Annotated in this window: 25 protein-coding genes; 1 reads left to right on the forward strand and 24 read right to left on the reverse strand. The window is 41.4% G+C overall.

Annotated elements, in window-relative coordinates; all coding sequences use genetic code 11:
• The first annotated feature begins 60 nt into the window (after positions 1 to 60).
• Positions 61 to 1,220 (forward strand): IS3 family transposase gene (locus tag O1450_RS13450; protein WP_269228833.1). Its coding sequence is split into 2 segments (ribosomal slippage): positions 61 to 295 and positions 295 to 1,220, totalling 1,161 coding nucleotides; the frame shifts between segments, so codons are not numbered across the junction.
• Here O1450_RS13450 and O1450_RS13455 read toward each other — a convergent pair.
• From O1450_RS13455 to O1450_RS13570, 24 genes are all read right to left on the reverse strand, one after another.
• Positions 1,180 to 1,569: a hypothetical protein gene (locus O1450_RS13455; RefSeq protein WP_269228834.1), complete on the reverse strand. Its 390-nt coding sequence runs from the start codon at positions 1,567 to 1,569 to the stop codon at positions 1,180 to 1,182. The genes O1450_RS13450 and O1450_RS13455 overlap by 41 nt on opposite strands.
• Before the next feature lie 696 nt (positions 1,570 to 2,265).
• Positions 2,266 to 2,529: a hypothetical protein gene (locus tag O1450_RS13460; protein WP_269228835.1), complete on the reverse strand. Its 264-nt coding sequence runs from the start codon at positions 2,527 to 2,529 to the stop codon at positions 2,266 to 2,268.
• 3 nt (positions 2,530 to 2,532) lie between these two features.
• On the reverse strand, positions 2,533 to 3,279 hold the full coding sequence (locus O1450_RS13465; protein WP_269228836.1) for an N-acetylmuramoyl-L-alanine amidase: 747 nt from the start codon (positions 3,277 to 3,279) through the stop codon (positions 2,533 to 2,535).
• Entirely contained in the window at positions 3,276 to 3,632 is a 357-nt protein-coding gene (locus O1450_RS13470; protein ID WP_269228837.1) for a hypothetical protein, read from the reverse strand. The genes O1450_RS13465 and O1450_RS13470 overlap by 4 nt, the downstream gene beginning before the upstream one ends.
• A gap of 60 nt (positions 3,633 to 3,692) precedes the next feature.
• The gene (locus O1450_RS13475) at positions 3,693 to 6,182 is read right to left on the reverse strand and encodes a phage tail protein (protein ID WP_269228838.1); all 2,490 of its coding nucleotides are present in this window, start codon (positions 6,180 to 6,182) and stop codon (positions 3,693 to 3,695) included.
• A gap of 1 nt (position 6,183) precedes the next feature.
• Positions 6,184 to 6,600, reverse strand: a complete 417-nt coding sequence (locus O1450_RS13480) for an NlpC/P60 family protein (protein WP_269228839.1) — start codon at positions 6,598 to 6,600, stop codon at positions 6,184 to 6,186.
• A 1-nt stretch (position 6,601) separates the two neighbouring features.
• On the reverse strand, positions 6,602 to 9,316 hold the full coding sequence (locus O1450_RS13485) for a hypothetical protein (protein WP_269228840.1): 2,715 nt from the start codon (positions 9,314 to 9,316) through the stop codon (positions 6,602 to 6,604).
• A 57-nt stretch (positions 9,317 to 9,373) separates the two neighbouring features.
• Entirely contained in the window at positions 9,374 to 10,231 is an 858-nt protein-coding gene (locus O1450_RS13490) for a DUF2163 domain-containing protein (RefSeq protein ID WP_269228841.1), read from the reverse strand.
• Positions 10,228 to 10,857: a DUF2460 domain-containing protein gene (locus O1450_RS13495; protein ID WP_269228842.1), complete on the reverse strand. Its 630-nt coding sequence runs from the start codon at positions 10,855 to 10,857 to the stop codon at positions 10,228 to 10,230. Before O1450_RS13495 ends, O1450_RS13490 begins: the two co-directional genes overlap by 4 nt.
• Positions 10,858 to 10,860: 3 nt before the next feature.
• Positions 10,861 to 13,350, reverse strand: a complete 2,490-nt coding sequence (locus O1450_RS13500; protein ID WP_269228843.1) for a hypothetical protein — start codon at positions 13,348 to 13,350, stop codon at positions 10,861 to 10,863.
• 66 nt (positions 13,351 to 13,416) lie between these two features.
• Positions 13,417 to 13,878 carry a zinc ribbon domain-containing protein gene (locus tag O1450_RS13505; protein ID WP_269228844.1) on the reverse strand — a complete coding sequence of 154 codons (462 nt, stop codon included), beginning with the start codon at positions 13,876 to 13,878 and terminating at the stop codon, positions 13,417 to 13,419.
• 50 nt (positions 13,879 to 13,928) lie between these two features.
• A complete protein-coding gene (locus tag O1450_RS13510) occupies positions 13,929 to 14,723 on the reverse strand; it encodes a phage antirepressor N-terminal domain-containing protein (protein ID WP_269228845.1) in 795 nt (264 codons plus the stop codon).
• Between the two features lie 352 nt (positions 14,724 to 15,075).
• Positions 15,076 to 15,378: a phage tail assembly protein T gene (locus O1450_RS13515; RefSeq protein ID WP_180031455.1), complete on the reverse strand. Its 303-nt coding sequence runs from the start codon at positions 15,376 to 15,378 to the stop codon at positions 15,076 to 15,078.
• Between the two features lie 5 nt (positions 15,379 to 15,383).
• Complete coding sequence (locus tag O1450_RS13520) at positions 15,384 to 15,770, reverse strand: hypothetical protein (protein WP_269228846.1); 387 nt, start codon at positions 15,768 to 15,770, stop codon at positions 15,384 to 15,386.
• 74 nt (positions 15,771 to 15,844) lie between these two features.
• Positions 15,845 to 16,318, reverse strand: a complete 474-nt coding sequence (locus O1450_RS13525) for a hypothetical protein (protein WP_269228847.1) — start codon at positions 16,316 to 16,318, stop codon at positions 15,845 to 15,847.
• Positions 16,319 to 16,326: 8 nt separating this feature from the next.
• The gene (locus tag O1450_RS13530) at positions 16,327 to 16,692 is read right to left on the reverse strand and encodes a hypothetical protein (RefSeq protein ID WP_180045031.1); all 366 of its coding nucleotides are present in this window, start codon (positions 16,690 to 16,692) and stop codon (positions 16,327 to 16,329) included.
• Entirely contained in the window at positions 16,679 to 17,158 is a 480-nt protein-coding gene (locus tag O1450_RS13535; RefSeq protein WP_269228848.1) for an HK97-gp10 family putative phage morphogenesis protein, read from the reverse strand. Before O1450_RS13535 ends, O1450_RS13530 begins: the two co-directional genes overlap by 14 nt.
• Positions 17,155 to 17,481, reverse strand: coding sequence for a phage head completion protein (locus tag O1450_RS13540; protein ID WP_269228849.1), 327 nt, complete (start codon positions 17,479 to 17,481; stop codon positions 17,155 to 17,157). The genes O1450_RS13535 and O1450_RS13540 overlap by 4 nt, the downstream gene beginning before the upstream one ends.
• Positions 17,482 to 17,742: 261 nt before the next feature.
• Entirely contained in the window at positions 17,743 to 18,039 is a 297-nt protein-coding gene (locus O1450_RS13545) for a head-tail connector protein (protein WP_269228850.1), read from the reverse strand.
• 75 nt (positions 18,040 to 18,114) lie between these two features.
• Entirely contained in the window at positions 18,115 to 19,416 is a 1,302-nt protein-coding gene (locus tag O1450_RS13550) for a phage major capsid protein (protein WP_269228851.1), read from the reverse strand.
• A gap of 63 nt (positions 19,417 to 19,479) precedes the next feature.
• Positions 19,480 to 20,229 carry an HK97 family phage prohead protease gene (locus tag O1450_RS13555; RefSeq protein ID WP_269228852.1) on the reverse strand — a complete coding sequence of 250 codons (750 nt, stop codon included), beginning with the start codon at positions 20,227 to 20,229 and terminating at the stop codon, positions 19,480 to 19,482.
• Entirely contained in the window at positions 20,219 to 21,472 is a 1,254-nt protein-coding gene (locus tag O1450_RS13560) for a phage portal protein (RefSeq protein WP_269228853.1), read from the reverse strand. The genes O1450_RS13555 and O1450_RS13560 overlap by 11 nt, the downstream gene beginning before the upstream one ends.
• A complete protein-coding gene (locus O1450_RS13565; RefSeq protein WP_269228854.1) occupies positions 21,469 to 23,229 on the reverse strand; it encodes a terminase large subunit in 1,761 nt (586 codons plus the stop codon). The genes O1450_RS13560 and O1450_RS13565 overlap by 4 nt, the downstream gene beginning before the upstream one ends.
• Positions 23,226 to 23,705, reverse strand: a complete 480-nt coding sequence (locus O1450_RS13570; protein WP_075167502.1) for a P27 family phage terminase small subunit — start codon at positions 23,703 to 23,705, stop codon at positions 23,226 to 23,228. Before O1450_RS13570 ends, O1450_RS13565 begins: the two co-directional genes overlap by 4 nt.
• Between the last annotated feature and the right edge of the window lie 13 nt (positions 23,706 to 23,718).

Here is a 23,718-nt window from a genome sequence, read left to right on the forward strand (position 1 = left end):
AATAATGGACAGCATGTCCCTCTAAAGATAACGTAACTTCAATCTTTGGAGATCCAAGAAATGGCTAAACGTTTTAGTCCGGAATTTAAACAGCAAGCAATTGATCATGCACTTTCAAACTCCCACGACCCTATAGCTGCAATCGCCCATAAATTAGGTGTGGGTTATTCAACCTTAGATAAATGGATTCGTGAAGCCAATCCAGTAGGTTCAAGCAAACGTCAACTTTCTCCTGAACAACAGCGGATCTTGGAATTAGAAAAAGAAGTCAAACAGCTCAAGGAAGCCAATGACATCTTAAAAAAAGCGCATGTGTACTTTCTGACAGATCATGCCAAGAAAAGTACACGGTAATTCAAGATATGGATGTGAATGAAGTCACTGTGTCTTCTGTCTGTAAATGCCTAGATGTCAGCACTTCAGGCTATTATGCCTGGCGAAAACGCCAGACCAATACAGCGCAGAAATACAATGATTTAAAAGTTGTATATTGGCAGCATCATGCGCGCTTGGGTGCACCGTCATTGGTACATGACATGCGTGATTTAGGTTATCGCATGAGCGAACGTACCGTTGGAAGGATGCTAAAAAAGCTTGGTTTACGTAGTAGGATTGCACGTAAATACAAGCATACGACTGATTCAAACCATCGTTTGTCTACAGCATCAAATTTGTTGGATCGCCAATTTACAGTTACTCAGCCTAATAAAGTTTGGACAACGGATATTACCTATATCCGAACTAAAGAAGGCTGGCTGTATTTATGTGTGATGCTAGATCTATTCAGCCGTCGTATTGTGGGTTGGCAAACCAGCCATCGAATAGACCGCCAATTGGTGTGTGATGCGTTTAATTATGCAATGGCTCGTCAGGGTTATCCAACGGGTGTCATGGTGCATTCGGATCAAGGTAGTCAGTACTGTAGTCGTGATTTTAGGGCGCTATTATTGACGAATAACTGTATTCAAAGCATGTCTAGACGAGGAAACTGTTGGGACAATGCAGTGACCGAAAGCTTCTTCCATACCCTGAAGGGGCATGTAGTACATGGCAGTGTATTTTCTACGAGAAAAGAGGCAAATGCTATCTTGTTTGAGTATATTGAAGTTTACTACAATCGAATCAGAAGGCATTCTGCAAATGGCTGGTTAAGTCCAGAAGCCTTTGAACAGAAATATTTCAAGAATTTAGAGGGATCGGTTGTCCACGATACTGTCTAGGATCAAATGCGATAATTGCAACAGTGAGTGTATGTTGGCTAGGCATAGACGAACTGGAACTGTGGTGAATCAAGGTGTGCCCTAATCCAAGATCGAAAGGTCTAGGATGATGATAAAATGCGTGTAATAACTTCACAACAAATGAAGATAGAACGACCATTACTACGGTTTTAAAATACTGAAATTGATATTTTTTATCCTTAAATAGCAATAAAACCGTTAGAAAAATCAGAAAAGTCCCTATCAGATTATATGATGAGAACATAGCGGCTTTCGCAAAAAATGAGTTTTCTATAGCACCAGAATTAATCCAGTTAAATATACGAATATTGATCTCTTCAATAGACATTGCCTATCAATCCATAAGGGCTTTATGCGAGATAGACTAAAAACACGAACTTAAACCAAAATTAACTCTTATTAAATAGATGAAAATAGAAGCTACGCCCACTGTAGACACCATTAACAGAATTAAAGTCATTCCAATGAGTTAACACCTGAACGATGCTAAATAGCATTTAAAAAAATTTCAACGGATGTGCAGCATCAATACCGTCCGAAATGTATAGATTAAATATTTGTGGTAGTATTGCGCGCGATTGGAAATCTCTTAATCAAGCTAGAAGAGTTTCGTTCTTTGATGCTCACTCTCAATGTATCCCAATATTTAGTCATAGTGTCTGTTCGATCAGATCAATCGGTTGCGCTTTGCCTAAAAATGTTTGGACATACATCAGTGATGAATTCTTACTTTAAGTTTATTTCCCACTATTTGTCATAAATAGTCCATTTTCCAATCCGCTCCATCATTTCATTAGGTTGTTTAACACTGAATAAAGGCATGATTTTTTATGAATATTGAAAAAACTCAGACACCACGAATCAGTGTTGCCCCGATGATGGATTGGCAGCAAATAATTAATAATTTTAATTTATTCAAAAATTTATATATTTCATAAAAAACAATAGTTGCAAAATAGTTGCAAGACAAACAAAAAAGATGCCCTCAGTCCGAAGACCGAGGGCATGTGTAAAATTGGACCACTTAAGAATAACGCTTGCTGTTAAATACGGACTTTGCGAAGTCAATAAACGTGATAATCACATTCGCCCAACGTTCCCAATTCTGGCCAAGATCCGCCACGAATGATTTCACAAAAGCCAATACCCATGCCTTTTTATCGGCACCTGAATCACGCTCTTTTTCCGCTGCATCCATAGCATTGACAGTCGTTTGAACGATTTCACGCCCAACACCATATGCATCCACAATGGGAGAAAGTGTGCTGGCAATAGTTAATGCCGCCATGTGTTATGCCCCTTTTTCATATTCAATTAGAACCTTGGCCACAGCTTTTGCTGCAATCCAATATCGTGCCTGAAACGCTGCCAATTCAGCTTCATTTGAAATGAAACCTAATTCAACAATCAGACCACCAGCATTGATGTATGCCAAACTTCCCCGCGCCGATTTGCTCTGATCAATCCAGCCATTATCACCACGCAAACGACTTCCCAAAGCACTTGAAACAGCTGCTGACAAATCCTGAGCCAATTTTTTGTCACGAGGCAGTGCTATCGTTTCAACGCCATTCGCCTGTTTTGAAGCTGCTGCATTCATGTGGAATTCAACCGAAACTGATGAGCCTTTAATCAGTTTTAAAGCTGACGATAACGGATCATTTCGAGTACTCGTACCGTCCGTTTTTGTTGCAATTCCTGCTTCTTGCAAATAAAAAGCCACTGCATTACGGAAATTTGTCACAAGCTCAGATTCTTTGATCTTGCCATTTACTGCACCAGGATCAGAGTTACTGTGGCCAGCTGTCACAGCCACAAAACCCAAAGGCTGATGCAAACTTGGCTGATACCACTTTTTACCAAGCCATGATAAAAATACCATCACTCCGCCTGTCACATAGGCATGGTATTCAACAGGAATCAATTTAAAATCCACTGCCCATTGCAGCGCAGGAATAAGCACAAGCAATAAAAAAGCTCCCAATACAGGGAGCTTGACTGACAAAAATTGCCATGCATTTTGTTCTATAAATTTCATTTATTCATTTCCTCAAGTCGAGTGACTTTTTCTTTAATCAGTGATTGATCTTGATTGATTTGTATAATTGATGAACCTACCCATGCACATAATCCAATGAGTGAACCACCACATAACCCAAGTAGAAAGCGTAGAACCCCAATACCTCCATCTTGTGCTGCTGATTTTTTTTCAAGACCTGAAACCTTCACATCAAGCGCATCGATGTCTTTCCTATTTTCTTCCCCTGCAGTTTTCTGTGCTTCATTGATAAAGGTCAATCTAGTCACATGATCCGATAACATGCGTATATCTGATTGCATATTATCAATTTTCTTTTCAAGCCTAAGGCCATAACTCTCATTTTCAGACATCTCGCCCCTACCTTTGGCAATAAAAAAAGCACCCCTAAAGGTGCTTTATGGTTGAAAATTTTAACTATCAGCAGTTGCTTGTGTGATTCGTGTTGAATAGTTCCACGAGGTCGGCTTCCACATGTCCCGCGCAGCAACACGCACATAATATGTGGTCGTCGATTGCAAGCCAGTAATCGTGCAAGCATTCTCAGTACCTGTCCAAGATGCTGCTAGTGTATCTGGATCGAAGTTTGCATTTGGACTGACCCAAACCTGGTAATCTTTCAGATCAGGCACTTCACTTGGAATCCAAGTCACTGTGATCGAGTTTGCTGTTGCCGATGTGTACACGTTCAACAATTGTGGCGGAACTGGATTACTGATATTCAACTCAGCAAAAGTACTGACAATCGAACCGTTTTTACTTGCGACACGCACTGTATAAGCACGTTGAATACCGTCGATTTTCGCCTCTTCCATACTGTACGAATAATCAGTATTCGTGGTTTCAACCGTACGAAGCAATACACCGCCTGAAAGAATCTGCACAACATAACCAGACGCACCTGCTGCCGGTTGCCATTGCACTTTGAAACTTGTACCGATGAATGCAGATTGAAGTGATAAACCTTTAACACCTGCAGGACGACCACCATTGATGGTGTAACTATATGCCGTCACTTCATCCAAAGTTTCTTCTTTTTGCTCAAGACCATTAAAGCTTGTGAACTTCAAATAAATCTGTTTGCCGATCATATTTTCATTGTAATCGTGACTAAAAATGGCACGGTCAATACGAACAAATGATTCGCCTGCATTATGTGGCCCTGCATCATCGAAACGACCACGAAGCATTTCACTTAATGTATAACGCCCTGATCCATTCAGTGTTGCATCAACGTAGTTGATATATTCATCACCCACTTTACACAACGTTGCATCAATTTCAGCATCTTGAAGCGTACCACCAAAGATTTGAGATGATGTATTCAACTGAACTTGCATCGATGTGTCATCTGCATCAATGGCTGAAACTAGGGCACCATATCGAGCAGACCCATAGATCGTACCAACTATTTCATAAGTTGTATTATCCAGGCTGACCCAGACGTTACAGCCACCCCAATTGATGCCACCGGATACTGCCACCCAGATCTGATTTTTACCATCCGTTAATTCTAAAGGAGGCTCAAAAATTGCCGGTGCATTGACGTTGCCTGGTTCCTCATTGCCACCTTGGTACCCGTTTGATGATTGAAGATCGTACTCAACTGCTGAACGAGATCCGACTGCTAACTCTTCAGCTGTAATCGAAAGTACACCCTCTTCATCTTCTTCAACTCGTGTGATTCGTACTGGAAACTGATTCAAACCTAAGGATTCATCCGTAATCGTGACAATATCCATTGGTTCAAGTCGGCAGTACTTCCAGCCTAATTCAAACTCATATTCATTTCGAACATAGAGTTTTCGCTGTAATAGCAACTGCACTGCATGGCGAGCAATTTTTGGTTCACAGAAAAAGTCGAACTTGACTGGATCTTGTGTACGCAGACCAAACATTTCAATGTTTGCCTGGTCTTTGGCCTCAACTGTTTCCGTGTTGTACTGGTTGAAGCGATTCACGTACTCGATTTGGCAATGATTGTATGCATCGGTATCACGGCTTCGACGCACACGCACAGGCTGATCTTCACCCAGAAAATCGTCATCAGTCAGGTGATATACCGGTTCAAGATCTGGCGTAAATGTCACACCATTCCCTGTCACTGCACTGTCACCGTATGAACGGATTTTCAAACCGTCTGGACTCGGTACCACTGCACAATTCACTGCTTCCACAATTTCATTGATGATTTCGAATGCTTCACGCTGTTCTGTCAAAGCAGGACTGATCAACAAATTGGTTGCTGTACAGTAGGTCCGAAATTCAGATAAATCTGCCATATTCAAACTAGGTGCTGCACCGTACCGTGGATTTGTGATGAAGTCTTCAATCACGTCAGCGGGATTCGCATCATGAATCGTTTCTGAGAATGTAATATCGCTAATCACTTCAAAATTATGATTCGATAAGCTGGCACTCCCCCCCAGATCGTAGTTGGCACATGCGACATAACCGAGAAATGGATAGTGCAATGCCTGGTCAGGATGCTTTGATGGGAGATAGCCCCAAACAGGATTATGATCACCATCAAATAATTCAAACCCTAGCTGATCAATGGGTTTAAGCTGAATACCGCCTTCCGTTTTAGGAACAATCTGTTCTTTGTCACGCCAGATAATCCCAATATCTTTGATTTTATTTTCACAAAGCCCCAACATGAAGGACGCGCTATAGGTATAAGTCGTGTTTTTGGTTTTTACGCCACCACCCTTACCACCTTGCTTTGTCGTTGTTGTATGGGCTGTGGCTGTAAAATCACCATACCAGAACATATTCGCAGCAACACGGTTTTTACCGTAAACCAAAGGCTGGCAAAGACCATAGGCTGATTGCTGGATACGCATTGAATTGATACGTTTGTCAGATGTGCTGACTGTACCGCCACCAAAAACACCACCCATTTTATAGCCCTCTTAAACGATAAAACCCGGCAATTCGCCGGGCTAAACTTCCTTTGGTTCCATCTTGAAGGATGACCCCCTGATGGATATATGAGTGGATAATCGTTGGCCACTCGACGACAATTGCAGCATGACTGATACACTTGCCAAAATGATAAAGAACAATATCACCAGGCTGAGGATCGTTTACCTGCTCACAAAAGTTTTGAATGTGCTCAAGATAGCGCTGCCCCATCTGGTGCATATGCCAGTCAGGTGGGTATGGGCCTGGATCGTAATGATCAATCAGCCCTACTGCTTCGTAAACCTCACAAAGCAGTGTTGCACAATCGACACCGACACCTTTGACACGCCCTTGGTGATGGTATGGTGTGCCAAGCCACGTTAGGGCTTCTGTAACAGCCTCTAAATTTTTCATATCAACTCAGCTTAATCATGACAGAAGCATAGCTACCCATAACTGAACAAAGCAGACCGCCATCGCTCACGATTTCACTATGTAATGTGAAGTTTGCATGACTATCAATTACCTCGGCAGACTTACCATTGAACATTGAAGGCAACGGTAATTTCAACATGGAAGCGCTTTGATGAGTATCGAGAACCACAAAGATTTCACCATTATCCTCATACCAAGTATAGATTGTTGCTTGTGGAAGAATAGCTGGATTATAAATAGCTCGATATGAAACAGCATTTACTACAGTAGCTAGATTGCCAACTAAAGCTTTTGGGTAAACTTTCTTAGTTGTTGGATTGTTAAAGAAGCCTGCATCTGTTGTATTCTGTCGAACACTTGGTTTCGTTGCTCCGCGAGTTAGGCTGTAACCAAGCACCTGCCCAAACTCTTTATTTGCCCCGTTTTTTACTAAGTTCAACACACGATCTGGTGGGTTTGTTGTATCTAACCAGTCTGTTTTAAGCATACTGATCAATGCAGTATTGGTCGTTGCATCTATAGTCGCTGACAAGTCATAAGACGTTCCGCTAACAGTAACAGGCTTCATTTTATTTGCATATTCAATTAATGTTTTACCTGAATAGCTCAACGGATTCGCCTGAACCAAGCCAGCAAAACTGAAATTGATATTTGCTTTTTTATGAAGCTGTGTTGACACAGTACAACTACCGTTTAGTGCATAACGATAATTCACACTTACTCTAACATCAGAAGTAATCGAGTCTACGCTTAGATTTTGCTCTGTCGTTGTTCCAACTCGGCTTTGCAAATACGATAAAATAGACACAGGATTCATAATGTCATAGTTATCAATGAACTCGATAGATTCAACATCATAAACACCTGCTGCCATTAGGTCTTTGAAACCATCAGCAACAATCTTTTTAGTATGATTATTCACAGCTGAAAGAAGCTGAGTCAAGGTGTCTGCACTTGGAGTAAATGAAGCTGTATTAGTTGCGCCTGTGCTGTGCGTGAGTGCTAAACCGTTCAGTGAAGTTGTAACAAACTGCCAATACGTTGATCCAGTATTCTGACTCACTAACCAAAGCTTGTTTACGTCTACTATCCGAACAATCGTGAAAATATTCGCGCCCTGTGTCCAGCGAGAACCAACATCGGCATACGTTTTACCGTGAGCATTAACAGTTACTTCATGAACAATATAAGCACCATGATTCGCCCCGATGTATGTGCCATTATAATTTAGCGGTGCAGCGTCATCGCCTTGTGATACTAAAACAGTACCGCTTGAGAATGCAGCGATTACACCATCCTTTGTGGTAGATTTTGGAATAGTACGTACTGACCATGGATTAATTACATTATTCGACCAGACTGCGTTTGTACCGTATCGAACTTGCTGTACTAAATCCAAAGTATCACTGAACTTTGTACGAATATATGCATCAGTACCATCTAATGTCACAGCAAACGTGTTGCCTGTAGTTGCCACTGACGGTTGAGTAGTTGGTAAAGCACTTTCTTTTAAAACCATCTTTGTAGCTGCATTCGGGTTGTATGCCTCGAAAGCGGTTTTAACGCTCCCAAGCTCAAACTGCATGGAGTTTACAAGTGCATCAAATTGAGCTGTTGTATGTGTAGAATACTCTGCCATCATTTGCACGTATGCAATTTGAGAGTTAGATGGGATAGTAAAAGTGACTGTTCTCTTACCATCGCTGTAAGAAACACCAGATGGTGGAGTAGGGTTTATTTTTTCATAAGCTGAACCAGCTGACTTGTCAAGACCCAAATACGAACCATCTGCAGCAAACGTATAAATTAAATCTCTAAAATAGAAACTTGAATTAACTGGTATCCAAAACGTATAGGTTTTACCAGCCTGGACAGCCACTTTGCTAAATGCAATACCGTTTGCATATGTTGATAACGTTCCATCACTATATGAAATAATTTTCCCATCAGTTGATAATGCTGGGTTGAATATATTTTTTTGTCCCACATATTCAAAGGCTTGACCTATTTTGGTTACGTCAGCACTAACTTGGTTCAACTGATTTTCAATTGGTTGCAAATTGACAGTTTCCTCAGGAGATATAAAATCTGTGTTTATACCGTCTGCGATAAACGGACTGTGCACGTGCATTTGACGTGTTGTTGTTGTTTGCAAAAATGCAATCAATCGGATCTTTACAGCTCCAGATACGACGCCTGTTGAAGTCGTACGAAATACTTTTTTACTAATTGCACCGGATATTGCAGTCTGTGCATAGCTTGCTGCCAAAACTGAGCCATTGCTTGATATTTGCTGAATCCCAACATATCCGTTGCTTCCAGCATCAGCATCCTCAATTGTCAGGCTTCCTGCAAACTCGCGAGTAAAAAGCGATGCATCAAAATCCCAGTAAGCTATTATCTGTCCACCTGTTGATGCACTGACGAGTTTTAATTGCTTAATACCGTTTCTGGTGACAATCGTAGCAGTGCCACTAGTATAAGTCGGCATTGTTTTAAATAAAACCTGCTCTAATGACAGTTTATTTGGATTTGAAATTCGTCCAAGCTCTATCGTCTGAGTCTGTTGCTGAGCGAATTCTTTTGTTTCAATTTTAACTTCGCCAACTCCCTCAACTAATTGCGCCAATCGCTGCTTCATTTGCGTATTAGTGGCAGTTGGATCTGTAATTTCAGCAACCGTAGGTAAAGGCATTTTCTCACCCCATAAAAAAACCCAGCATCTGCTGGGTATGGATTAATACAAATTTAGTTAAACTGCGGTTTCTGGTACCGGAATAAATGGCGCACCACGGAAACGAGAGAAATTATTAAAACGGTTTTGGCAAGTTTCTAACCGTTTATCACATCCTGGATAAACCTTGATTCGTTGTCCTGTCTGCGGTGCTTCCAACAATGGCAAAGTCAATAACAAAGCGCCTGATTCATGCATGCGAATCGTCCGTTTTAGACCAGCATTGCCACCGTCTAAAAACTCAATTACGCCTTGCGTGAACCAACCCTGTGGCTGATTCACCTGGCATAAAATTCGTGCTGGAGTACTGCCCGTTTCAATGGTTGTTTGCACAATAAAGTTTTGTCGTAATAGACCACATGCACTGTCAAACAATGTATTGGTACAGCTTGGCTGATATAGGTTTCTTGGCATTTGCACGTTCAATTCGTCCAGATCTGACGCAACACTGGCTTGAATCGAATTACGATCTAAGTCAGGCTCAATGATTCGACCCTCGAACAGCTTAATGGTGCCGGCACTGGTATCTGTTGGTGTATTCATGTCCATAAAAATACGTTCCAACTTAAATCGAGCACCATCAAGCTGACCGTTATGAAACGCTTGAACAACATTGATGCCGTTCCATTCATTATCATCAATACAATCAATGCTGATCGATAAATTATCAACCTCAATACCCAGTGACAGGCTAATTCCTTCACGACTGATGATGGGACCACTCGAACTATATGTTTGACCTGCAACAGTCAAATCAAAGTCATAATTCGTATATCGGAATTCATCACCTTGAACAGTGGTGATGGTATAGAGATCTGCCATCACAAACTGATCAGCATCAAGTAACGCAATTAGTTTTGCAGAAGCTGCTCTCATACTTTATTTCCCAAAGATCCAATCAAGGTGACTTCACCTTTCCATAAGCGATAACTAAACAGCGTAAAAGCTTGTCCATCATCAGCAAATCGGCAACGATAATAAAATGTGCCTTTCACTGAAAATTTATGCCCGGCTTTCAATGGCTTTGTTGCTTGAACTAGACCACTTTTGCTGACTGTAATTTTCGTGTCATCCCAGAACAATTCGTCATCGTTATCGCTCCAAAATTGCTGATTGTCATCTTCATTCCAAAATGTGGGATCAGCATCAAAAGCCACTTGCGATTGTGTATTTCCAAGTGGCAACTGCCCCTTGTAAAGCTGAAATGAAGTCTGAGTGCCATCACCATTGAAGATGCATTCATATTCATTGTCCCAAGGCATTTTGAACAGGAACGAATCAAAAGCACCGCGACGAGCAATAAAGAAATCTTCAATTGCCTGAAGTTCGCCTTTCCGTTCCTGAAGACCTGGCAAAGTGAGTGAAAACTCATATTTCGGCACAGCTTGATAACTTGCACGCTGTTCACGACCATTTACCGAAGTCATAATTTTGGTATTGAACATCGGCTTTCGCGTCAGGTCATAACCAATTCTTAAGTCTGGAAATAAAACATCAGACATCATTTATCTCCCAAAATTACGTGCATAGCCTTTCATACTGCTGGCAACGTGCCGATTGTGTTTTTTCAGTACACGTTCAACACTCTTACCATCCAAAGCGTAAATATTGTTTACTTCAGGTTGCATCATTGGCATATCGTATGCAGGTTCACGATTAGTTCGACGGATCTCATCGAGCGTGCTATCAAGTTTTGATGATGTTTGCTCTTTTAAGACACGTTCACCTTTATCAAGCCACCAGCTGCCTTCTTCTGGAATTCGATCAATACCATCATGCGCCATACCGGTTGGCTGGAATGATACAGATCCAATCATTGCAGCCTGAGCCATTTGTAATGCCACAGCACCCGCTGCCAATCCTGGAGCAATGAATGGACCGACCACTGGAATAGCTGAAGCCGATGTCATTACTGCTGAGAACGTTGCAGGCGCATTCATCATGACTTGAGCAATCGCCATCGCTTTTTGCACAGCAAACATGGCTTGATAAGCTTTGGAGTTTTCACCAAAGACTTGAGCCATAACACCTGCTGCGCCTTGGACATAGCTCATGCCCCATTGCAGTTGCATGTTGGCACGAGAACGGAAATACTCTTGCTCAATAAACTGCATGCGGTTGTGATGAGCTTGCCAAATCGCTTCACGTTCTTCAGCGGTATCTGCCAACGCCATTTGAGCGTCAAACAGCTCCTGCGACTGATCTGTACGCGAAAAACGCTGTTGTGACAAAGCATGCTCTTCACCCTGCCCTGTCATGTCTGAATACGTGCCACCCCATGCAGCCATGGCATCATTCACACGAGATCGTTTTTGATCCTCAATGTGTGCCAGTTCTAAACGGTATTTATCGTCCAATGCCTGTTTACGCAGATCTATCTCATTTTTATTTAATCCACGTTGTGCATCCAAACGAAGCTTATTAATACGCAATTCATCAGCAAGCTTTTCTTCTTCAGTTTTACGGTGCTCATATAGCTCATTTTCAAGCTCAGCAACGAACAGTTGTTTACGTGATTCAGCTTGAGCTTTAGCTAAAGCTGAATAGCGATCTTTCGCTTCGATCTTTAAAGCCGCTTGATGAATTTCAGCTAAGTCAGATTTCAGGTCTTCTTCTATCCGTAAAAGTTCATCCCCATATTCATAAATGAGTCGACTTGCTTGTTCTAAAGCTCTTTTTCTTAAATTTTCCTGCTCTTGCAGCTTTCGATTCAACTCAGCTTGTGCTTTGCTCTCCTTACTTGCAGCAGTAGATGCCTCATTCTGTTTATCTATCCAGTCTTTTGTTCCTTGAGTTGCTTTAGCTTGAGCATCATTACTTTTACCGTAAATATCTGCCATTTTAGCTGCTGCTTCAGAAGTAGCATTATCAAAAACTTTACCAATCATTGCAGCGCCTTCTTCTGCAATTCTTGCATTCTGATCTTTCATATCAGCAATAACACTATCGGGATTTTGAATATCTGCTGTTATAAGTACAGAAGCTTTAAATAATTTAACCCCGGGAAGTTTGTCATACCATTTTGCACTTTTAGCCTGAGCAGCCTGATCTACTACATTCATTGCACTAGTTGCTGAAGCAGCAACACCTGCCATTGTATTTGCAACTAAGTTAACGGTGGTATATAAACCCATTGCGATAGCAGCCACACCACGGAGTACATTTGCCAAAACCTCACCGCCATCCGCCATAGCTCGTGCTTCTTTATCACCAGTATTAAATGCATCGGCAATATCTACAAAAGCAGGAATAACAGCCTGAACAAGTTGAGTTTTTGCACCCTCAAGTTGCATTTTCAGCAATTCGGATTGAACTCGAAATTCGGCAGCTTTTTTAATTCCGTATTCATCTAAAATAACGCCAGTGCGCTCAGCAGCATCACCCCATAATTTGATCTGTTCAGCATTATTTTTATATAAAGGTAAAAGCATCTGGGATTCAGATGCAGCGCTTTCCATTAAGTAATTTTGCTGATCTTGAGAAAGATTTGCTTCCTCCATTTTTTTCACATACAAGCCCATTGCTTCAGGACCAGATAACGCTGCCATTTGTTTAGCAAGCTTCATTGCACCTGCTGCACTTCCTTCCGTTTTCAATGCAACTTGTTCAAAAAAATCCAAAGCACCGCCACCCCCAACCGTGACAAACTCTCCAATTTTTTCGTTAAAATCCTTGTAAATATCAGCAAGCTGCTCAGTTTCAAGCCCAACTTGTTTAGCCGCAATACCATATTTTTGAATTTCAGTTGTTGATGCTTGAGCTTTATATGCAGCAATCTCTATTTGTTTTGCTTGTTCTATTTGAGCATCGATGGCCTGATATATCTCATGTATTGTAAAAGCCCCCGCAATAGCAGCACCTGCTTTCTTAGCAGCACCTACTATTTTTCCTAAAGATACTTCAGAAGTATTTTGAGCATTTCTCATACCTTGTTCAAAGTTTGCTGTGTTTGCATCCAGCAGAATTTGAATCCGACTTAAAATATCACCTGACATAAATTTCACCCATAAAAAAACCACCCAAAAGGGTGGCTTTTTAATAAAACTTAAATTTGATGCAAATTAACTAAAACTCACACCGTCACAATATTTGTTCCAAAGTTTCTCAAATTGAGAATCAGATATACCATGACCCTCAATATTAATGTCTTTTAATAAAACAATACGTTTATAACCTGTATATGCTCCAAAACTATTTTTGGCATTCACCTGACCACACGGTTTTCCTTTATAGAAATTCACTTGAGCACTTTCAGGGTCTTTCATTGAATTTTTAATAGCCATATGTGCTTGAATCTGTCTCGCAGTCATCAAATCCTCTTCCGTGAGTGGCTTACTACTTTGAACCTTTGTAGGTTCAGGCTCAGGCGAAAATAATGAATAGATACCTGCAATCGCCAATAAAACTGCTAAAAACATTACAAAACTAGATGTTTTCTTTGGCTGTTTTGCACCGCACTGTGGACAATTTTCAGCTTTATCACTTACTGGTGAACCGCATTCTTTACAAGGTTTAATCGCCATTCTAACCCCCTATATTTATAAGAGGTTAGAATATACACAGCTTTTAAAAACTAATTCAAGTTCAGCTGGCTATGCAAACGCTGCTTTAACCAAGAAAATCCATCATCAGTTAGCTTAATTAAATCTACCGCCCTGCCATCTATAATGATGCTATCAATTAGAACCAGCCCTAACCGTTTTCCACGTTCCGTTACCGACCAGATCACAGGTGCATCACTAATATAAGGCACCCGTTTAGTAATAAAGTGACTACAAAGCAGTTCATACTCAATCGTGCTCACAGGCACATTCAGCAATTTGCTGGCTTCATAAATATCAATTGCGTACTGGTTTAGTTTGTAATCCAGATAACGGCATTGATCTTCCATACTGCTGATTTTATCCCGCAGTTGATCAATCATGTCATCATATTGACGAAACATGCAGTGGTATTTCAGTGCCAACGCTTCATGTGCATCTTTGCGGACATATTCTGACAAGTCCACAGGCTTACGTGGTTTTGGCATAAAATGCTGATACAGCACGTCATAACATTCAAGTTGATATTTGATCAATGTATCTTTAATTTCAGGTCGAACCTTATTGGCATCAACACCCATCAACCAGCCGTTTAACATTCCCAATGGCAATGCAATGTACTCTTGATCACCACCATTAGAGGGTGAGGTCATCATGACCTTACCTTTAGACAATACAGCATTTCTATTAATACGTTTCTTCTGAGAGTTCCAATCTAAGCCAATATTTTCGCAAATTGGCTTCATCAAAACGTATGGTTTATCGCCCTGCATGAAAACGGGCACTTGTTGATTATTAAATTTTACGATTTTTGATTTAGTATTCATGATGATTACTCCATAAAAGGAATTTTCACCACCAAACTCACGCTAATAAATATGGTGGCGGATTAGATAGGATTAGCGTTACCAGTCATCATGAGTCTGGCGCACCGAAGTGCTCCTACCTAACCCGCCATAGCGGGCACTTTCTACAAGTTGTAAAAAGCTATAGGCAAAATAAAACCGCCATAGCGGTCATTGACCATGATGAATTTTTTGGACGCTAACCCAAACACTGGATTTTGCCAGTGCTTTTTTAGATTAATCCAAAACCGCCACAAGGTGCAATGCCTAAAAAGGTAATTTAACTGCCCTAAAAGCAATTAAATATGATTGTTTAAGGCTGTTTTAAACATCCTTATGCTTTTGACTTGGCACTTAATGCTCCAAACACTGCTTTGATGTTACGCATGACTTGCTCTTGATCAGGTTCAGGCTCTGCTTTATTGCGATTGAACACAGTGAAATCACGTAATGTCAGTTCATTTTTCACTTGTAAATCTGCAAGTGTTTTACAGACATTGGCAAATAATGCATCTTCACGTAGAACACCGATTGGCTCGAATACTGAAAATGCTTTCCAGTACTCGAATTCCTCAGCACTCATACTGCTCATCAACTCGTTTACGGTCCGACCCAACCGCAGTGCGAGCTGAAACATAAACATTAGCTCTGGTCGTTCGCGGAGTTTTTTAGTTCTTCAGGCTCCACCTCTTTGTTTGCCTGCTGTGCAATCATTTCAGGCGTTACACCAATTGCTTGCAGTGCCACTTTGATCAATGGATCTGTCACGTATGTTGGAAGGTTATTAATATCGTCCAACGATAATTTTTTAAAAATATGTTCTTCAGTTTCGGGGTCAAATACAGTTGTTTGCAGTAAAAGTGCATTGCCTTTCGAGTCTTCAAGGCTTTTACGCTCATTAAAATATTCAGCACGTTGCTTCATGGTTAATGAAGTTAGGACACCAACACTTCCTACATCTTTAATTTCAACAATTTCTGATGTTTTTTTACCAACTGTTGCCAAGAATGCATTTACTAAATTAGACATGATTGCCTCTCATTTTTTTAAATAAATAGAATGAAAAAACCCCGTCGAAACGGGGTCTTTTTGAAATAAATCGATTAAGGTCCTGATGGAGGAGGATTAATCACCGAAACACCATTTTCTAAGTGGTCAACAGCACCAGAGATGGCAATCGTCAGCGCAACACGGTTTTTCTTTGAAGCTTCACGAGATGGTGCAAATTTGCTAATCGATCCGCAAAACTTATATGAAGTTTTTGCTTCATCAGGTAATTTGATTTCCCAATCAAAGCAGTCACCAGCAATGAAGGCACGCTCCAATGTCACCTGTTGATCATCATTAGTACGTTGAAGTAAGCCTAATTCGATATTGCCGTAATCAATGACACCAGCTGCCAATTTTTCAGCAAATTTTGATGTCACAGAAGTCACATCATCTGTTGGACGTTCACCTGCAGGTAAAGGCAAATCCAACACATCTGCAATTAATGTTCGAGTAGGGAAAAGCGGTGCTCCAGTCACATGGAGTTCGATCCCTTGGGAATCAACTGTTCCCGCTGCGCAATCAGTCATAGTGTCTCCTAACAACTGTTATCAGATTGAGTCATGTAAAAATCGATTTGCTGACAGTGCAGCAAGGTTTCAGTATCATGTGATCCACGCTCACCAGCTGGCGTGCATTCACAGTACGGATTCTGTTTTGAAAATAATTTCTTAATTTGATTGGCACGCTGTGATGCTTTCAATTTTTCATGATGATAGACATTCACTTGCATGCGGACATAATCAATGCCCGTCCAACCTGTTACATCGTTTTGCGGTACCGTGCTGATGTCTTGAAAGGTGACATAGCCATCTGTCAGGTCTTCACCTGCAGTAATGGGTGCAGGTCCACACTTAAATCCAGCACCACTCAGCAGTACATTACAAATTTCAATCGCCAGCATCTCCATTTCCTCCCGCACTTGCTCGACGTTGAATAACATCATCGACATAACTGCGATATCGATCTTTAAATCGCTGCAAGGCTTCTGATTTTTTTGTATCAAAACCTGGACGTATAAAAGGAATAGCAGCCATATTGGGTGTACCATACTCCAAGAAACGCCAATAAAATGCCTTGTTATATTTTATTTGAAGTGCCACACCACGGCTTTTCTCAAGTTTTACTCTTTTTCTCGAAATCGCTTTTTTTAATCCACCAGGCTTAACTTTATCTTTTCGACCATTTCGATAGCGGATATATTCTGATTCAGCCTTAGGTGCTAAACGCTTTACTTCTTTTACTATCGGGCTAAGCGCATAACTAGCTGCATTCATTACATACTGTTGTTGCTTTGCTAGACTCACTAATCTGGTCAATTGCTTTGTAAGATCGTCTAAGCCCTCAATTTCCACAGACGTCTCAATCATATTTTCCCCACGGCACACATAATTCGATGCTTGGCACGACTGACCGGCAAGATGCCGGTAATCGCATAAATGTTTTGGCTGTCTGCATCACGCAACTGATGTTCAGGCAACAAGTCTGGAAAATCTTCAGGTCGGTAATTAATCTGAACGACTAAAGCCGATCCCATCGCACCAGAGGATGAAAATGCTGAAGTACTGACAGGTACTTCACCACCGTAAAACTCACCGATCTTGTTCCATACCCACTTTTTTTGACCTGCACTGTCTTTTTCTTCAGTACGTTGCAGCACTTCGTATAAATGGTCTAAATCGCCTGATTGCATAATTCATTTCACTCATATTGCCAACGAAACCATTTTTTAATTTTCATCTTATGAAAATCATGCGTACATTCATGCTCAGTTTTTCTGATGAGAGATCGAATAATCATTAGATTTAAAATCAAATGTTCTCGGTAATTCTTAATATTCATCCCTTCACCATTTTCAGCATAGTGACAATTCTTTTCATAGAATGAGGAAGGCAACACCCCGAAATAAAGTGATTTAAAAATGGCATAAGCTCTTTGTTTTCTTGTTAGCACATCACACCCCCATTTTTCGGTATGGCAACAGGTACATTTCAACTGCTTGGTTGACGTAGAGATTGACTTCCGTTTGAGCTGCTCTGTTCTCGTACATATCGGTGATGATCAACAAGGCAGCAATGGTCAAATCTTCATGCAACTTGCCTTCCACCAGTACTTCTTCTAGCGGTCGGTCTAAGAAATTTTGAATATGTTTGAGAGCTGCTTTTGTGAGTAATCCGATGTAATCATCATCACGGTCATGTAGAACACGTAACTGTTTTTTGACAATGTTGGGGTCAATTAAATCACTCATAAAAATAGCCTTTTTGCGACACGAAAAGAGTTAAAAAAAGCAGCCCCGAAGGACTGCTTTTCATTGTTTATCGAATTAAGGACCGACAGGAGGCACAGGCAAGTCACCTGCAACACATGCATCAGGAATTTGAACGCCACAACATGCACGCATTTCTGCACGCAAGGTACCTAAGTTTTTACGGAAGTTGTCTTTATCTTCAGTTGATAGCTCAACTGCGACATCTTCACGAATAAAGCCCGCGATACCTAAAGAAATATTACCGACCCAATATTTACCCAACGTCATTGCAGCTGAAAGCACCACTGGTAAACCCCAAAGAACAGGCTGAACTGCTGCACCAGGTGAACCAAAAATGTAATGGCCATCTTCACCTTTCAAACGTTCGATTTTGCCCCAATCTTCAGGATTCAAAATCACCGCTTCAGGCAATAAGCCAGTTGAACCTGCCTTATATTTTGCACGGCTAATCACATCAACAGCTGTATCATCTGCTTCCGCAGTCACAGTTTCATGGTTGCCAGCTTCAAGTAAACCACTGAATGATTTAGCAGTACCGCCAGAGACTCCATCACCAGCTACGATGTAAGCTTCAAGTTTTAGACGCACACCGTATGCCAAACGACCTTCAATATATGCTGCCAATGTCGGCATATCTGCCATCGTTTGCAACGAAATATTGATCCAATGCGCCACGGTACCCGCTTTAAGATCAACAACTTCAAAGGTTAAGTTAGATTCTTTCTTTTCAGTACCTTCAGGCGCAAGTTCTGCCATGATCTCGTATGCAGATTCTTGTAATAATGGCACCAATTCAGCTGTAATTGGAGTGAAAGTAATCCAGTCCAAAATTGTAAGCGGACGCTCTACTGTACGACTTAAATCGTTTTGAGCGAGTGATGCAGTCTTACCCATGCCTGCCAAGGTCACGATGTTACGCGCTTGAACACCATCTAAACCAAATTTACCGCGAGCACGGCAAATTGCATTGGCTTGATCTGCGACTTCTTTATTTCGGATCAGCAATGATGCAACGGTGTCAGGATCTGCACCACGATGTTGAACACCATCAACCAATTTTTGTTGCAGTTCTTCGATTTCACTTGCCAATTTTTTGTTTTCTTTGGCGCGTGTTTCAAGTTCTTCTTGAAGATCTTCTGGCACACCTTCCAAACGCTGTAAAGCATCGTTATAACGTGTGATCAATTTATCCAAATTGGCCATACGTGTCTGAAGGTCAGCACATGCTTGGTTGTAGTCTTCAGCCGTCTGACGATCACGGGCATTCAAACCGATAAATGGAGAAAGTGGCTGAGCTGATTGAGTTGCGATTGCGCCCATTGCTAAAGCAACTGCAGTTTTTGAAAGTGCTTTCATATTTTTTTCCATGCATAGAAAATGAAAAACCCGCTTTAAGCGGGTCAGGATTTAAAACGAAAATTAAACGGTTATTTGATCCAAGAATGCCAAAGGATCTTTTTTCGGTTCAGTTTTTGGCGGTGGATTTTCTTTTGGCTTATGCACATCGGTTAAACGTGCAATCAGTTTTTTCGAGTAATCCCCAGCCAAGCCCAGCGAACGCAAAAGTTCTTCAGCATCATCTTCTGATTCAATCGCTTCAATGGTCTGATCATTGATCACACGCGCTGAATCATCCGATGGCTCATCCACAACACTGATTTCATACATATCAGCTCGACGAATTTCAACATGCGTGCCTTTATCGTCATAGTCCAAGTCACCAACCGGATAGAATGCAATTGAGAATCCATCCACTGTGCCATGTTGGACCATGGCAGCGACATCACGGGCAATGGCTAAGCCTGGTGTAAATTCAAGTTCAACATAAAGACCGACATCATCTTCTTTCAGAACTGTATATTTACCAATACGCATGGCCAGCTGTGCATCGACATACCAAAGTCGCCAACCATGATTGTAATACGCATGAATTTTCTTGGTTCCAGCAGCAAATGCAGCACAAACTTCAGCAAATGCACCACGAATGAATTTTTCACCGTGGTAATTGATTGAATCCCATTTCACCGCATAACCGCTAATCTTCACGATACCAGTTTTTTCGTCCTTGTTGATAAATCGTAAGTTATCCGCAACGACAGGCATTCGACGACAATGCACTTTTGGCATGTTTGGCGAAAACTTATTCCGCACATGCAGTTTATTTTTCATCAGCTTTCGCTCCATAAGTACCTTTTTTCATACGTTCAGCAGTAGTCATATTCACTGGTGCCAATAGAAAATCAGCATTTTCAATCGGTGCATCACCCTCTTCACGCCTGATTTCGTTCATAGTGGCTTGACCACTCAAAATTCTGTCTTTGTTTGCAGTGATTCGTGAAAGATAAGAAGCTCTCAACAAGTCTTTGGTCTTGAACTCAAATTCGTAATCATCCCACTCTTCACGCGGAAGCAAATGAATACGGATACTTTCTTCGATACGTTCCAGATATGGGCGTAAACCAAATTTGTAAAATCCATCGATAATTTGCTCAATACCACTGCCCCATGCTGTCGCACCTTCAGTCAAGTACACCAAGATTGGTGGCACACCAAAGTATCGACAGGCTTCTTCAACTGACATTTTTCGAATTTCAATCAATTCAAGATCTTCAGGCGTAAGGCTAATTTGTTCAAACTGCATCCCGCCTTCAAGTACTGCCAAATCACCATCATCACCATTGATCAAAATATCCAATTCACCACGCAAAACATCACGCTGTTCTTTTTTTAGATATTTATCCGTTTTCAATGCCCCTGTTGGCTTGGCACCGTTCGACATCAATCGAGATGTTTTATCATTCCCAGCAAGACCAATGCCGATGGATTGAGCACCATAAGCAATGGGTGACATTCCCATCAATCCCGTGCCAAAAAGTTTGACATGCCAAATATCCTTTTCAGAATATTCGACTTTCTGACCATTGATTTGACACTGATAAATCGGATTGCCTTTATCGTCTAACTTCAGATCCACCGACCCAGAGTTAATAATCTGAATACTGGTGAGCTTTTTTCCGATGTAATCACGCTTGCCAAAGCTATTGCCTGCGACAAGGTTCAGCATCAGCTGTTCAAAAAACTCAACACGGGTCTGATAACGGTTCGGCTTGTTGTTCAGCAATCGAATCAAGTCATGATCTTTAATTTGTGTTCGCGTTCCATCCTTATTGATCTTGAACATTTGCAAAGGCAACGTGGCCACTGACTCAACAAGAATCTTAACGCAGGCAAAAACAGCACTGAGCGTCATCGCACTATCAAAGTTGACAGGCTTAGCCGTTCTCAAAGTAGAAAGGGGACGATCATGTAATGTCGCCCCCCTTTTGTCTTGCTTTGGTCCCGTTCCGCGAACATTCAGCTTATCGCGATTTGTTTTATCACGAATTTTTGGTTTATCGCGTTTTTTACTCATCGCTTAGCTACCTTAATCATGTCATTTAACCAGTCATCAATGTTTCCATCTTCTGCACCTGGTACCAAGTCGAAAACGTCTAACTTATCCCAAAGCATTGCCCGTGTAGCACCAATAATCGCTGCCACAGCTGCGTCAATTTTTCGTGCTTTATCAGGCTTACGTGGGAAAATGTTATTGTTGTTGTCTTCTTTAACTTCAATATTACAAACACACCATTGCAGCAAAGGATTGCCATCATGATGAAGCCGTCCATCGCGGATTAATTCTTCAATCCAGCGCATACCAATACTTAAAGGATTGACCTTTTGAGGAACCTCAATAGCCTCCAATCCATCAGAAATCAGATCCTGACCAAATTGTGCTGCATTCCATGGGTCAAAACCAATTTCATACATATTGGCTTGCAAATGACTTTCGATCACATCTTTATAAATCTGTGAAAAGTCAGTGACGTTCCCAGGCGTTTCAATCAAGTGACCACTTTCGACCCAATCCAAATATTCATCTGGACGTTTCTGACCATCCATTGCACGTCTTTGATTTACCACATTGGAATTGATGTACTGATGCGCAAAAATATACCAATGCACACGACCATCAATGAGTTTTGGATACCATTTCACGTAACCTGCCAAGTCCATTTTGCTTGCCAAGTCCAAACCACCAAAAGAAATACAACCTTTGAATTGATCTTCAGTGACACTCGGATCTGCGATCAGCTCCCATTCACTGGAGGCAATCCAACTGTCTGCACCTTGCACCCATTCATTCAAACTTTTCTGTCTGAATCGGCTTTCTTCAGCAGCGGTTTTGATCTTCTTGTATTTGCCTTGCAAGTAATTCGTGTCAAAAGCAACGCCCATACTTGGATTGGCTTTTGGCCAAACATCAGGATTGCGCCAATCGTCACCTTTATCGATGGTGAAAATGATGCCGAAATAACGCTCTAAATTATCTTTACCATACAAAATATCGACAACTTTGCAGCGCTCACGCCAACAGACCCCGATTTTATTACTGCCTGCTGTGGTAATACCCAAAACTAAAGGCTCACGACGAGCAATGACACCATCTGCCATGATGTCGTAAGTTTCAGAATCCTTGTGTGCATGGATTTCGTCAAGAATGGCACAATGGACGTTTTTACCGTCCTTACTGCCTTCTTTGTCTGTCGCAATCGGACGGAAAATACTATTGTCGTTGCCAGTGGTCGAACGGATCTCATACTGAGTCGTTTCAATACCAAATGTTGCTCTTAATTCAGCATTCAGCAGTACCATCTGCTTGGCATCCTGCCACACAATTTTTGCTTGGTCATAATTGGCAGCTGCTGCATAAACTTCAGCACCCGCTTCCCCATCACCGCATAACATGTACAAACCAATGGCAGCAGCAAGGGTCGATTTTCCGTTTTTCTTGGAAATTTCGACATAAGCATCAGTAAAACGTCTGATCCCGTCCTCATCTTCCCAGCCGAAAATGTTACCAACAACGAAAACTTGCCATGGATCTAAGATGAAATGCTTACGTGCTAAAGCACCTTTCCAGTGATGCAAATTTTCAATGAATGAGCACACATGATTCATGCGCTCTTCACTGAATGAATATGGAAAATCGTGGTCGTTTTCTTGGCGTTTTAAATCATTTAGAAAACGTTTTACTGCTAATTTTTCAAACTTTCCCGCAATTCGTACACCTGTTTGCACGTCTTTGCAGTACTGGTGCATGATTTCTAAATAATTTCTTTCGCTCATGATCGTCTACGCACTGTAAATGCACTCTCTGGTTTCGTTGGTTCAGGCGTTTCAAACCCAAGACCCAATTGCTGACTCTTATCCGTCTGAGCACCACGCATACCACTTCGAGAAGCTGGAGTCAGACCAAATTCTTTGGACAGTCGCAAAATATCATCATGCAGTCGGTTTCTTAATGTGAACCACACGGATTGGACCTTAAATTTATTTGGTGTCTCATCCACGAAGTCATCAACGGTCTGTAACTTGGCCAAGACAGCCTCATAGTCAGAAATATTTCGACAGAGCAATGTAAACGCTGCTCCATCCACCTCACTAAGCAGACCAACTTCAACAAGTTTTGGTCCCAACTCTTCCCAAACTGCATTTGCAACTTTGGTCAAGCCTGCAGGCTTAGGCGGGATTTTTGCCTTTACTGCTACCTTCGGTTGCAGTAGTTCAGATCCAGCTTGGAATGTGAAATCTTTATCAGTCATAAATCACCTCTGA

The sequence above is a fragment of the Acinetobacter sp. TR11 genome (assembly GCF_027105035.1).
Classification (GTDB): Bacteria; Pseudomonadota; Gammaproteobacteria; order Pseudomonadales; family Moraxellaceae; genus Acinetobacter.

What these genes read in the sequence shown, in the direction of transcription:
- O1450_RS13455 (WP_269228834.1), bottom strand. Translation starts at nt 1,569, where the DNA reads ATGTCTATTGAAGAGATCAATATTCGTATATTTAACTGGATTAATTCT.
- O1450_RS13460 (WP_269228835.1), bottom strand. Translation starts at nt 2,529, where the DNA reads ATGGCGGCATTAACTATTGCCAGCACACTTTCTCCCATTGTGGATGCA.
- O1450_RS13465 (WP_269228836.1), bottom strand. Translation starts at nt 3,279, where the DNA reads ATGAAATTTATAGAACAAAATGCATGGCAATTTTTGTCAGTCAAGCTC.
- O1450_RS13470 (WP_269228837.1), bottom strand. Translation starts at nt 3,632, where the DNA reads ATGTCTGAAAATGAGAGTTATGGCCTTAGGCTTGAAAAGAAAATTGAT.
- O1450_RS13475 (WP_269228838.1), bottom strand. Translation starts at nt 6,182, where the DNA reads ATGGGTGGTGTTTTTGGTGGCGGTACAGTCAGCACATCTGACAAACGT.
- O1450_RS13480 (WP_269228839.1), bottom strand. Translation starts at nt 6,600, where the DNA reads ATGAAAAATTTAGAGGCTGTTACAGAAGCCCTAACGTGGCTTGGCACA.
- O1450_RS13485 (WP_269228840.1), bottom strand. Translation starts at nt 9,316, where the DNA reads ATGCCTTTACCTACGGTTGCTGAAATTACAGATCCAACTGCCACTAAT.
- O1450_RS13490 (WP_269228841.1), bottom strand. Translation starts at nt 10,231, where the DNA reads ATGAGAGCAGCTTCTGCAAAACTAATTGCGTTACTTGATGCTGATCAG.
- O1450_RS13495 (WP_269228842.1), bottom strand. Translation starts at nt 10,857, where the DNA reads ATGTCTGATGTTTTATTTCCAGACTTAAGAATTGGTTATGACCTGACG.
- O1450_RS13500 (WP_269228843.1), bottom strand. Translation starts at nt 13,350, where the DNA reads ATGTCAGGTGATATTTTAAGTCGGATTCAAATTCTGCTGGATGCAAAC.
- O1450_RS13505 (WP_269228844.1), bottom strand. Translation starts at nt 13,878, where the DNA reads ATGGCGATTAAACCTTGTAAAGAATGCGGTTCACCAGTAAGTGATAAA.
- O1450_RS13510 (WP_269228845.1), bottom strand. Translation starts at nt 14,723, where the DNA reads ATGAATACTAAATCAAAAATCGTAAAATTTAATAATCAACAAGTGCCC.
- O1450_RS13515 (WP_180031455.1), bottom strand. Translation starts at nt 15,378, where the DNA reads ATGTTTCAGCTCGCACTGCGGTTGGGTCGGACCGTAAACGAGTTGATG.
- O1450_RS13520 (WP_269228846.1), bottom strand. Translation starts at nt 15,770, where the DNA reads ATGTCTAATTTAGTAAATGCATTCTTGGCAACAGTTGGTAAAAAAACA.
- O1450_RS13525 (WP_269228847.1), bottom strand. Translation starts at nt 16,318, where the DNA reads ATGACTGATTGCGCAGCGGGAACAGTTGATTCCCAAGGGATCGAACTC.
- O1450_RS13530 (WP_180045031.1), bottom strand. Translation starts at nt 16,692, where the DNA reads ATGCTGGCGATTGAAATTTGTAATGTACTGCTGAGTGGTGCTGGATTT.
- O1450_RS13535 (WP_269228848.1), bottom strand. Translation starts at nt 17,158, where the DNA reads ATGATTGAGACGTCTGTGGAAATTGAGGGCTTAGACGATCTTACAAAG.
- O1450_RS13540 (WP_269228849.1), bottom strand. Translation starts at nt 17,481, where the DNA reads ATGCAATCAGGCGATTTAGACCATTTATACGAAGTGCTGCAACGTACT.
- O1450_RS13545 (WP_269228850.1), bottom strand. Translation starts at nt 18,039, where the DNA reads ATGAGTGATTTAATTGACCCCAACATTGTCAAAAAACAGTTACGTGTT.
- O1450_RS13550 (WP_269228851.1), bottom strand. Translation starts at nt 19,416, where the DNA reads ATGAAAGCACTTTCAAAAACTGCAGTTGCTTTAGCAATGGGCGCAATC.
- O1450_RS13555 (WP_269228852.1), bottom strand. Translation starts at nt 20,229, where the DNA reads ATGAAAAATAAACTGCATGTGCGGAATAAGTTTTCGCCAAACATGCCA.
- O1450_RS13560 (WP_269228853.1), bottom strand. Translation starts at nt 21,472, where the DNA reads ATGAGTAAAAAACGCGATAAACCAAAAATTCGTGATAAAACAAATCGC.
- O1450_RS13565 (WP_269228854.1), bottom strand. Translation starts at nt 23,229, where the DNA reads ATGAGCGAAAGAAATTATTTAGAAATCATGCACCAGTACTGCAAAGAC.
- O1450_RS13570 (WP_075167502.1), bottom strand. Translation starts at nt 23,705, where the DNA reads ATGACTGATAAAGATTTCACATTCCAAGCTGGATCTGAACTACTGCAA.